The sequence below is a fragment of the Nonomuraea corallina genome (genome assembly GCF_027620315.1).
Taxonomy (GTDB): Bacteria; Actinomycetota; Actinomycetes; order Streptosporangiales; family Streptosporangiaceae; genus Nonomuraea; species Nonomuraea corallina.
The window spans coordinates 25,897-36,028 of sequence record NZ_JAPNNL010000063.1 but is presented as its reverse complement, the minus strand read 5'-3'; the positions used below and the strand labels follow the sequence as shown (position 1 = coordinate 36,028).

The 10,132-nt window shown below is 74.4% G+C and carries 11 protein-coding genes; 8 read left to right on the top strand and 3 right to left on the bottom strand.

Annotation, left to right across the window (positions count from 1 at the left end; translation table 11 throughout):
* The first annotated feature begins 191 nt into the window (after positions 1–191).
* From OUY22_RS17605 to OUY22_RS17590, 4 genes are read left to right on the top strand one after another with little or no spacing between them, the layout of a single operon-like run.
* Entirely contained in the window at positions 192–983 is a 792-nt protein-coding gene (locus tag OUY22_RS17605) for a hypothetical protein (protein ID WP_270156080.1), read from the top strand.
* A complete protein-coding gene (locus tag OUY22_RS17600; protein WP_270156079.1) occupies positions 980–2,077 on the top strand; it encodes a hypothetical protein in 1,098 nt (365 codons plus the stop codon). The genes OUY22_RS17605 and OUY22_RS17600 overlap by 4 nt, the downstream gene beginning before the upstream one ends.
* A gap of 16 nt (positions 2,078–2,093) precedes the next feature.
* Positions 2,094–3,521, top strand: a complete 1,428-nt coding sequence (locus tag OUY22_RS17595) for a hypothetical protein (protein ID WP_270156078.1) — start codon at positions 2,094–2,096, stop codon at positions 3,519–3,521.
* Positions 3,518–4,846 carry an AAA family ATPase gene (locus OUY22_RS17590; protein ID WP_270156077.1) on the top strand — a complete coding sequence of 443 codons (1,329 nt, stop codon included), beginning with the start codon at positions 3,518–3,520 and terminating at the stop codon, positions 4,844–4,846. The genes OUY22_RS17595 and OUY22_RS17590 overlap by 4 nt, the downstream gene beginning before the upstream one ends.
* A gap of 17 nt (positions 4,847–4,863) precedes the next feature.
* Here the strand turns inward: OUY22_RS17590 and OUY22_RS17585 are convergent, their stop codons facing one another.
* Positions 4,864–5,793, bottom strand: a complete 930-nt coding sequence (locus OUY22_RS17585) for a GNAT family N-acetyltransferase (protein ID WP_270156076.1) — start codon at positions 5,791–5,793, stop codon at positions 4,864–4,866.
* A 66-nt stretch (positions 5,794–5,859) separates the two neighbouring features.
* Between OUY22_RS17585 and OUY22_RS17580 the strand changes: the two genes are divergently transcribed.
* Positions 5,860–6,180 (top strand): STAS domain-containing protein, encoded by a 321-nt coding sequence (locus OUY22_RS17580; RefSeq protein WP_270156075.1) that lies wholly within the window; start codon positions 5,860–5,862, stop codon positions 6,178–6,180.
* Between the two features lie 82 nt (positions 6,181–6,262).
* On the top strand, positions 6,263–6,694 hold the full coding sequence (locus tag OUY22_RS17575; RefSeq protein ID WP_270156074.1) for an ATP-binding protein: 432 nt from the start codon (positions 6,263–6,265) through the stop codon (positions 6,692–6,694).
* A gap of 63 nt (positions 6,695–6,757) precedes the next feature.
* Here the strand turns inward: OUY22_RS17575 and OUY22_RS17570 are convergent, their stop codons facing one another.
* Positions 6,758–6,892 (bottom strand): hypothetical protein, encoded by a 135-nt coding sequence (locus tag OUY22_RS17570; RefSeq protein ID WP_270156073.1) that lies wholly within the window; start codon positions 6,890–6,892, stop codon positions 6,758–6,760.
* Positions 6,893–7,084: 192 nt separating this feature from the next.
* Between OUY22_RS17570 and OUY22_RS17565 the strand changes: the two genes are divergently transcribed.
* Positions 7,085–8,008, top strand: a complete 924-nt coding sequence (locus OUY22_RS17565) for a formylglycine-generating enzyme family protein (RefSeq protein ID WP_333486697.1) — start codon at positions 7,085–7,087, stop codon at positions 8,006–8,008.
* A 4-nt stretch (positions 8,009–8,012) separates the two neighbouring features.
* Positions 8,013–9,164, top strand: coding sequence for a UDP-N-acetylglucosamine--N-acetylmuramyl-(pentapeptide) pyrophosphoryl-undecaprenol N-acetylglucosamine transferase (locus tag OUY22_RS17560; RefSeq protein ID WP_270156072.1), 1,152 nt, complete (start codon positions 8,013–8,015; stop codon positions 9,162–9,164).
* Here the strand turns inward: OUY22_RS17560 and OUY22_RS17555 are convergent.
* On the bottom strand, positions 9,161–10,123 hold the full coding sequence (locus OUY22_RS17555) for a hypothetical protein (protein WP_270156071.1): 963 nt from the start codon (positions 10,121–10,123) through the stop codon (positions 9,161–9,163). The genes OUY22_RS17560 and OUY22_RS17555 overlap by 4 nt on opposite strands.
* Positions 10,124–10,132 lie beyond the last annotated feature (9 nt).

Genomic DNA, 10,132 nt, shown 5'->3' with positions numbered 1-10,132 from the left:
CCCCCCCCCGGGGGGGCCCCCCCCGTGCCGTTCTCCGTGCGCGCACTTGGCGTCCCGTACGGGGCCGTCCCCCGGATTCCGGCGCGGCCCCGGGTCGGCGGACCGGCCGCGCGTCCCCGTACCGGCCCGTGAGAGACGCGACACGCCCGGGAAATACTGGTAATTACTGGAACCACTGGTACTCTCGCGCCATGAGTGACCGGCTGGACGAGCTCGAACGGCGGATCGACGAGCTCAGAGCCGGTGTGCGCAGGGCGGTCCGGGCCAGGGACGGCGTGGCCGCCCGAGCGTTGCGGGCCGAGCTCCGCACGGCCGAGCAGGCGTGGGACACGCTGGTGAGCGGCGAGCAGCCGGCGGCCAAGGCGCGCGGGGCGCGGCTGGTGACCGTGCGCGAGCAGGTCCACCAGGCGCTGGCGCTGCTGGGCGCGCCCGCGCAGGCCCGGCTGGTGGTGGCGGTGAGCGGCGCGTTCCTGGCCGGCACGATCCGCAGCTCCCAGCTCACCAGCCTGCGCAGGGACGAGGAGCGCTCGTTCCGCTCCTCGCCGTTCGGGCGGCCCTACTACCTGTGCGCGGCGCTGACCGACCGGCTCTCCCCCGCCCGCGGCTACCTCACCGTCAGCACCTGGCCGGTGCGGCGCCGGGTGGTCGGCCCGCTCAGCCCTCGCGTCGACTTCCTCACCTGCGCGATCTCGATCGCCGAGCACGCCGCCGGGCCCGGCGGGCGCTCACCCGAAGGCGAGCGGCTGTTAGTCCGGATGGCGCGCAACATCCCCGGTGCCGGCGACGAGGTGCCCCCCGACCCGGCGCGGGTGGCCGAGGCGGCGCGGCGGGAGCTGGCGGTGCACGCCGAGCGCGACGCCGCCGACCGGGAGGAGCTGGCCGGACGCGCCGGAGCCCAGCTCGATGACGTGGCCCGGCTGTTCGGGGCCGCTACGCTGACCACTGTTCCAAGATCAGTCACGGCTATGAGAGGCGGCCGATGAACCGGCTGGACGCGCTGCGCGGCACCACGCCGCCCAAGCCGCACGACGCCCGCGCGATCGCCGCGCTCGCGGCCAACCCGGGCTGCTCCCGGCGGGCGCTCATGGACGGCGCCGGGATCGACAAGGAAGCCCTCGCCCGCCACCTGGGGCACCCCGCCCCGTTCGGCCAGTCGCCGTTCGCGATCACCCGGGGGAACGCGTTCGAGGCGCTGGTGAAGGCCGACGGGTGCGCGGAGCTGATCCGGATGCTGCGCGAGCTGCTCGGCCTGCCGATCGACGAGGTCGCCTACCACGACGTGGAGAACGTCGGCGCCCACCTGCGCCACACCCACACCCGCGCGCTGATCGACCGGGCGGCCAGGGGCGAGGGCACCGGCACCGTCTACGACCACCCGCTGTTCACGCTGGCCATCGCCGGGCACACCGCCTACCTGGAGCCCGACGTGGTGGCGTTCCAGCTCGGCGGCCGGTTCCACATCGTGGAGATCAAGTCGTTCGCGGTGGTCGACGGGCAGGCCGACCCGGCGGCGGTGGCCGCCGCGGCGCGGCAGGCGGCGGTGTACGTGCTCGCGCTGCGCACGCTGCTGGAGGAGCTGGGCCACGACCCGCTCCGGGTGGCGCACGACGTGGTGCTGGTCTGCCCGGAGAACTTCGCCAACCGCCCGGTGGCCACGCTGGTCGACGTGCGCAGGCAGCTCGCGGTGCTGCGCCGCCAGCTGGCCCGCATGACGAGCCTGGACCGGCTGCTGGCCGCGCTGCCGGAGGACGTGACGTTCGACCTGGAGCCGGACGACGACGGGCGGCCGGCCCGGCCGGTCGCCGAGCTCGCCGACGCCGTCCGCGCGACCGAGGCGCGCTACGCGCCCGAGTGCCTGTCCACCTGTGACCTGTGCTTCTTCTGCCGCGACGAGGCCCGCCAGGAGGGCGCCTCCGACCTGCTCGGCCGCGACGTGCGCGACGCGCTGGGCGGGGTGGCGTCGGTGCGGGAGGCGCTGGCGCTGGCCGACGGCTCGCGCGCCCCGGAGCGGGGCCAGGAGGAGATCGCCCGGCTGCTGCGCGGCGCCGAACGCCTGCGGCGGGAGTGCCTGGCGTGAGCGGGAGGAGCCCGTCGTGAGCCTGCTCACCTCGCTGGCCCGGCTGCGGGCGATTGAGCGGGGCCGCGCCCAGCCGATCGCGACCGTCCGCCACTGTCACCTGTCGGCGCGGCCGATGGTGTTCATCCCGCTGAAGCTGTCGGGTGAGGCGGCGGCGCCCCTGGCGGCCATGCTGGGCACCGATCCCGGCGAGCCGCGGCTGCTGGCGGTGACCCAGCCGCGCAACCGCGATCTGCGCTTCGCCTGGGCGGGCGAGCTCGCCGGGGCGCTGCTGCCGTACGTGACGGGCTTCATGGGCGAGACGGAGACGGTGGAGCGGCGCAACGCCGACCCGTACGAGCGGGCGCTGGACGCGCCGCAGCTGATCGTGCCGAACCGGGCCGGGGTCGCCTTCACCCGGCTGCTCGGCCGCTCCACCCGGTTCCGGCGCACCGACGGACCGTTCCCGGTGCCGGAGGGGGTGCCGCTGCTCGGCCGGTGGCTGACGTACTTCGCCGAACGCGCCGCCTACCCCGGCTCGTCGCTCATGCCGGCCGCGACCGACGAGCTGGGCCGCCACTGGGCGAGCGGGCAGAGCGCGCTGGAGGACGCCAACCTGGCGGCGCTGCTCGCCTGGATCACCGAAGGGCCCGACGACGCGGCCGAGGACCCGCTCATCTGGCCGCCGGCCGGTCCCGCCACCGATCCGGGCTTCGACGCCGAGGTGCTGGCGCCGGCGATGGAGAGCGGCTCCGCCGAGCGGATCACCGAGGCGCTGCGCACCCAGCTGGAGCCGACGTGGCGGCTGGTGTGGCGGGCGATCGGCCTGCTGCGCGAGCTGACGCCGGGCGCGAGCGTCGCGCAGCGGTGGGAGCACGACCGCGCCTCCTACAGCGGCATGAGCGCCCAGCTCGCCGAGGGCGCGCCGCCGCAGGCCAGGCGCGACGGCGCGGTCGCGGCCGCGGCCCGGCTGGCGCGCATGGAGCGCGCCCAGGCCGCCTACGAGGTGCAGCGGGCCTACGACGACCCGCTGGTGATGGCCGAGTACCGGCTGACGGGCGAGGCGTTCGCGGGCGAGGTCGTCGACACGGCTCCCGACCACACCGAGGGCGAGGGCCGCTCGCGCAAGCTGCGCCCGCTGGTGACGGTCAAGACCGACGATCTCGTACGGATCGCGCCGGGGAGCGCGCTGGGCACGCCGCAGCGGCGCGGGCAGGGGGCCGAGCTGGTGTCGGCGCGGGACGGCCTGGTCACCCTGAAGATCACCAAGGGGATGGGGCGGGGCAGGACCCCGGCGCCCGGCGCGGTGCCCGAGGTGGGCGAACGGGTCTGCTACAGCTCGCTGACCGACGATTTCCAGGGCGCGGCGGCGCTGCCGGAGCCCGAGGAGACGCCGTGGACGCACGGCGGCCCGCCGCGCCCGTACGAGCCGACCGACGAGGACGCCCGCGAGGAGTGGTCGTGACGCATCCGGGAGCGGGGCCGGGAGCGGGGCCGGGGGCCGAGCCCGAGCCGACGCCTGAGGAGGTCGTCCGGCGGGTGCTGGACGACCTGCCCCGGCACCGGGGCGTCGTGGTCGACTCGCCGCCCGGCGCGGGCAAGTCCACGCTGGTGGTGCGGGCCGCCGCGCACCTGGCCGCGACCGGCGAGCCGCTGATGATCGTCGCCCAGACGAACGAGCAGGTGGACGACCTGGTGGCCCGGATCTGCGACAAGCATCCGCGGCTCACGGTGGGCCGGCTGTCGGCCGGCGGGTACGTGCCGCCCCGGCGGATGCTGGAGCTGCCGGGGGTGACCGTCGGCACCCGCGTGCAGGATCTCGGCGACCCCGACGTCGTCATCGCCACCGCCGACAAGTGGGCCTGGATCAGCGGCAGGACCTGGCCGTGGGCCATCGTGGACGAGGCCTACCAGATGCGCTCCGACAAGCTGCTGCGCATCGCCGGGCTGTTCGAGCGGGCCCTGTTCGTGGGCGATCCGGGGCAGCTCGACCCGTTCTCGATCGTGGACGGCGACCGCTGGTCGGGCCTGTCGTGGGATCCGCTGCAGAGCGCCGTGTCGGTGCTGCTGCGGCACAACCCGGACCTGCCGGTGCACCGGCTGCCGGTGTCGTGGCGGCTGCCCGCGTCGGCGGCGCCGGTGGTGTCGCGGGCGTTCTACCCGTTCACCGGGTTCCGGTCGGGGACCGGGCCGGGTGACCGGCGGTTGGAGCTGGTCACCGGCGGCATGGGCACGGTGCACGACCGGGCGCTGGAGGAGGCGGCCCGGTCCGGGTGGGCGCTGCTGGAGCTGCCGAACCGGCACACCGTGCGCACCGACGCCGAGGCGGTGGAAGCGGTGGCGCTGCTGGCGGCCCGGCTGCTGCAGCGCGGCGCGGTGGCGGGCTCGGAGCAGGGCGAGCGGCCGGTGACGGCCGGCCGGATCGCGGTCGGCGCGGCCCACCGCGACCAGGTGGCGGCGATCAGGAACGCCGGGCTGCCGCCGGAGATCACCGTGGACACCGCCAACCGGCTGCAGGGCCGCGAGTACGACGTGACGATCGTGCTGCACCCGCTGTCGGGCCGGCGCGACGCGACCGCGTTCCACCTGGAGTCGGGGCGGCTGTGCGTGCTGGCCTCGCGCCACCGGCACGCGTGCGTGGTGGTGGCCAGGGCGGGCATCGCCGAGCTGCTGGACGCGCACCCGTCGGCGGAGCCGGTGCAACTCGGGGTGCCGGTGAAGTTCCCCGACGGCTGGGAGGCCAACCAGGCGGTGCTGGACCACCTGGCCGCGCACCGGGTCCAGGCGTGATCTGAGCCGGACGCGATCTAGACGGTGTTCCGCCAGACGTCGGCGACCAGGACCGCGCGCATCCCCTCCGACTCGTACAGGCCCAGCGCGGGGGTGGTGTTGTTGGCGTCGACGTGCAGGATCGTGCCCTTGCGGCCGCGGGCGCGGTCGGCGGCGAGCGCGGTGCGCAGCAGCAGCCGGCCCAGGCCGCGGCCGCGGAACTCCGGCAGCACGGCGAGCGTGGCGACGTAGCCGCAGCCCTCGTCGGCGGCGAACTGGTCGTTGCCGAGCACCATCGCGGCCGGCCGGCCGTCGACCCTGGCCAGGACGAGCTGCCCCCAGTCGGTGGTGGCGTGCGCCTGCCGCCGCTCGTACCAGAGGTCGTAGTCGACGTGGACGTGGCCGAAATGGTCGGCGAAGCCCTCCTGGAGCACCCGGTGGGCCTCGCGGCGGACCCGCTCGTCCCGGCCGTCGTGGAAGGTGACGCCGGGCGGCGGCTCGGGGGCCGGGACGGGGTGGTCGAAATCGACGCGCATGCGGTGGAAGCTGGTCGCGGGCGCGAACCCGTACGCCTGGACGAGCTCCCGCTTGACGTGGTCGGCCCGCAGGACGACGACGTCGACCACGGCCGCGGCGTGGCCACCGTCGCGGGCGAGCCGGCCGGCGCGCTCCAGCACGAGCGGCCAGAGCCGCTCGGCCGGGCCGGTCACGCCGGGCCTGACCATCACGTCCACGTCGACGATCGCGCCGTCGCCCGGCCGCCGCGCCCACGCCCAGCCGTCGAGCCGGCCGTCGGGGCCGTGCCAGAGCCAGCTGTCGCGGTCCAGGTCGAAGCCCGGTTCGGCGAGATCGCCCGCGATGTCGTCGAGCGTGAGGTCGGGGTGGCCGAGGACCTCGGTGTCGCAGGCGGCGCTGAGCTCGTGAATGGCCGGGGCGTCCGCCGGCCTCGGGCGGCTGAGCTGATGCATGAGTTGATTGTCGTAGACATCACCCTCCTGATGCCTTCCGTTTTCCGTGGTGGCTAGGCTGTCAGGGTGCTGGACAAGACTCCGCTGCAGATAGAGGTCAACGCGTCCGACGCCACGACGGTCCAGCTCGCCCTGATCGGTGATCTCGATTTCGACACCGCGGGCGAGCTGGCGTCGGTCGCGCTGAGCGAAGGGGTCGAGCGGGTCGACGTCGACCTGTCCGGGGTGGGCTTCATCGACTCCTCGGGTCTGGCCGCCCTGGTCCGGCTCTACCAGCGGGCGGCGGCCGAGGACGCGGTGCTGCGCGTGGTGGCGGCCACGCCCTATCTGCGCAGCCTGCTGCGGATGACCGCGCTCGACCGGCTGTTCCACCTGCCGCCTGCCTGAGGCGCCAGGCGTTCCCCCCGCCGTGACGATTGCCCGCCCGGATCAAGGGAAGAGGCATCCACGACACGGAAGGAGGGCGTCAGTGGAGACGACGATGGCGCTCCGGCTGCCGAGGGACGCGGCGAGCGTGCCGCTGATCCGGCAGATGCTGGACGGCACGCTGACCTCGCTCGGCGTGGAGCCACAGATCCGCGACGACATCGAGCTCATGCTCACGGAGGCGTGTTCCAACGTCATCCGGCACGCGGAGCCGTGCGACGAGTACACGGTGAGCGCCATGGTCTACGACGATCTGTGCGTGATCCGGGTGACGGACAACGGCCACGGCTTCGACCCGGCGGCGGTCCGGGAAGCGACTCCCGGTTCGGAGCACGGGCGCGGGCTGCAGATCATGCGGGCGCTCGCCGACGACGTGCGCTTCACCAACAAGCGGGAGCACGGCGCGGTGGTGTGCCTGGAGAAGCGGCTGCGTTACTCGCCCGGCGCGGCGGGGCCGCACTTCATCAAGACGTGAGCGTTCGTCCTGGTTCATGGCCGCTCCGCCACGCGGAACCGCCATGTGTCAGGACGACGGAGGTCAGGACGATCTCGCCGACATGGAGGCCATGAGCGCCAGCCAGACGAGCACGATCACCGCGATGACCACCACCGCGAGAAATGACAGGGCGAGGGCGACCAGCAGCGAGCCGATCGCGGCAAGCAGCGTCCACACCCTGTCAGGGTTTCCCGCCGGCCCCTGCCCGCTGCAGTTCCACCGCGGTCAGTTGGGCGTTGTGCCGAGCCATAACCCCCTTACCCGGCAGCGCCGCCCGGCAGCGCCGCCCGGCGGGTGACGGCCGTGTCATGACGGGCCGGCCGGGGCGACTACCCTTCCTAGAGGTCGTCGACACCTGGGAGGAGCCGGATGAGCGCGTGCTGCGGGCCGAGCAGGGACGGCGCCGGCGGGGCGGAGATCCCCGGGGCGCCGGTTCTCGTGAGCCCCGGCCCGGTGCGGCGGGAGCCGCCGCGGGGGATGATCCGCATCCCCGGCGGGACGTTCTCGATGGGCGGGGACGACCTCGACGCCAACCCGGAGGACGGCGAGGGTCCGGTCCGCCAGGTGACGCTGGACCCGTTCCTGATCGACCCGGCCTGTGTGACGAACGCCCAGTTCGCCACGTTCGTGAAGGAGACCGGGTACGTGACCGAGGCCGAGCGGATCGGCTGGTCGTTCGTGTTCCGCCAGTTCGCCTCGCGGGGGGTCATGGACGCGAGCGTGCCGCAGGCCCCCTGGTGGGTGGGCGTGGAGGGCGCCACCTGGCGCTCCCCCGAGGGGCCGGGCTCCTCGATCGGCGACCGCCAGAACCACCCGGTCGTGCACGTCTCGTGGCATGACGCGACCGCGTACGCCCACTGGGCGGGCAAGCGGCTGCCGACGGAGGCGGAGTGGGAGATGGCCGCCCGCGGCGGCCTGGAGCGGACCCGCTACCCGTGGGGCGACGAGCTGGCGCCGAAGGGGCGGCAGCGGTGCAACATCTGGCAGGGCCCGTTCCCGACGGCGCCGAGCGGGGGCACGATGCCGGTCAAGTCGTTCCAGCCGAACGGCTACGGCCTCTACAACGTGGCGGGCAACGTGTGGGAGTGGACCGCCGACTGGTGGGACACCCGCTGGGAGCCGTACGCGGAGAACCCCACCGGGCCCGCCGAGGGCACGATGAAGGTGATCAGGGGCGGCTCGTACATGTGCCACGACTCCTACTGCAACCGCTACCGGCTGGCCGCGCGCACCGCCAACACCCCCGACTCGGCGACCGGGCACACGGGTTTCCGGTGCGCGGCCATAGTCTGAGCCCATGTCACCAACCCTGCGACTGCTGATCACCGGCGGCGGCACCGGTGGTCACACCTACCCGGCCCTGACGACCCTGACGGCCATCCAGCGCCGAGGGGTGCCGCACGACGTGCTGTGGGTGGGCACGGCCAACGGCCTGGAGGCGCGGATCACGGCCGAGCACGGCATCCCGTTCAAGGCGATCACGACGGGCAAGCTGCGCCGCCGCCCCAACCTGCGCGAGCTCGGCACCAACCTGGCCGACCTGTTCCGCATCCCCGTCGGGGTGTGCCAGGCGATCGGGCACGCCGCCCGCTACCTGCCCGACGTGGTGCTGTCGACCGGGGGCTACGTGGCGGTGCCGATCGGGGTGGCGGCCAAGCTGATCCGCAGGCCGCTGGTCATGCACGAGCAGACGACGGTGGTGGGGCTGGCCAACCGGATCCTGGCCAGGCTGGCGACCCGGATCGCGCTGTCGCACGAGTCGTCGCTCGACCACCTGCCCGCCAAGGCCAGGGCCAAGGCCGTGGTGACGGGCAACCCGATCCGGCCGGAGCTGCTGCAGGGCAAGCGGGCCGCGGCCTACGACCTGTTCGGGCTGACGTTCGAGGTGCCGCTGATCTACGTGACGGGCGGCGCCCAGGGCAGCAAGCAGATCAACACGCTGATCGCCCAGATCCTGCCCCGGCTGCTGCCGCACGCCCAGGTCGTCCACCAGTGCGGTCCGGCGTGGATCGAGCAGATGCGGGCCGTGGAGCTGCCGCCGGAGCTGGCCGACCGCTACCACCCGGTGCCGTACGTGGGGAGCGAGCTGGCCGACCTGTACGCGGCGGCCGACGTGGTGATCTCGCGCAGCGGCGCCGGCACGGTGTCGGAGCTGACCGCGATCGGCAAACCGTCGCTGCTGATCCCGCTGATCCCGACCGGCGGCGACGAGCAGCGCAAGAACGCCGGCTACCTGGTGTCGGCGGGCGCGGCGCGGGCGCTGCTGGAGCCGCACCCGACGGCCGACCAGCTGCTGGCCGAGCTGATGCCGCTGCTGGCCGACCCCGGGCTGCGCGCGGCGATGGGCGAGGCGGCGCAGAAGCTGGGCCGGGTGGACGCCGCCGACGCGCTCTGCGACCTGCTGCTGCAGACCGCCCAGCCCGCCGGGGCCGCCCAGCCCGCCGGTTAGGACGACCGCCCCGGCTCTCTCGGCTCTCTCGGCTCTCTCGGCTCTCTCGGCTCTCTCGGCTCCCCGCGCTCCCCCGGCTCTCTCGGCTCCAGGTGGCGGAAGGCCTCGTGCGCGGAGCTGAGGCTGCGCCGCAGCGCCTGCTCCAGCTGGTCGGCGTCCTCGGCGAGCCGGGCGATCTCCGGCACCGCGAACGCGTCGGCGCCGGTCTCGGCGACCAGTTCCTCGTACTGGTGGAGCCGCCCGCGCAGCTCCTCGATCTGCTGGTGGGCGTGTAAGGCCCGCTCGGCCTCGGTGACGTTGGCGGCGTAGCGCTCCAGCGCCTCGACCCGCGCCACCACGGCCTCCTCGCTGCTGTCGAGCGCCCGCCCGAGCGGCTCGGCCACGGCGGCGACCTCGGGGGCGGCGGCCCCGGTGACGGTCTGGCGGTGCTTGGCCCGCAGCGCCGACAGCTTGGCCAGCAGGCGGGCGATCTCCCACTCCTGGGCGGGCAGCATCACCGCGTTGCGCACCCCGTCGAGCAGCCCTTCGGCGTTGACGGCGGACTGGTTGACGGTGGCGATGGCCTGCTGCGCGCGGGCCAGCAGCCTCCTGGCGGACTCGTCGAGGTCGTCGGCGAACACGTAGCGGCCCTCGTACCAGCGTAGGTGCTCGTAGGCCTCGCGGTCGAGCATGGCCTCCTCGTCCTCGTCGGCGAGGTCATGGCGGATGAACGCGACGAGGAGCACCGGCACGCCGACGAAGGCGAGCAGCAGGAGGCCGATGCCCCGGCTCATCAGGCCGAGCATGATCAGCAGGAGGGCGACGGCGGTCACGGTGACGGCCACGCCCTTGGACCGGGCCACGCCGTGGCGCGGCGGCTCGGGGACCCAGCCGCGCCGCATCCTGACCAGGATCCGGCCGCTGTCCCTGATGAGTTGTGCGTCCTCCGGCGGCACCCCCGGCTCCACCACGACTTCCACAAACCCGGA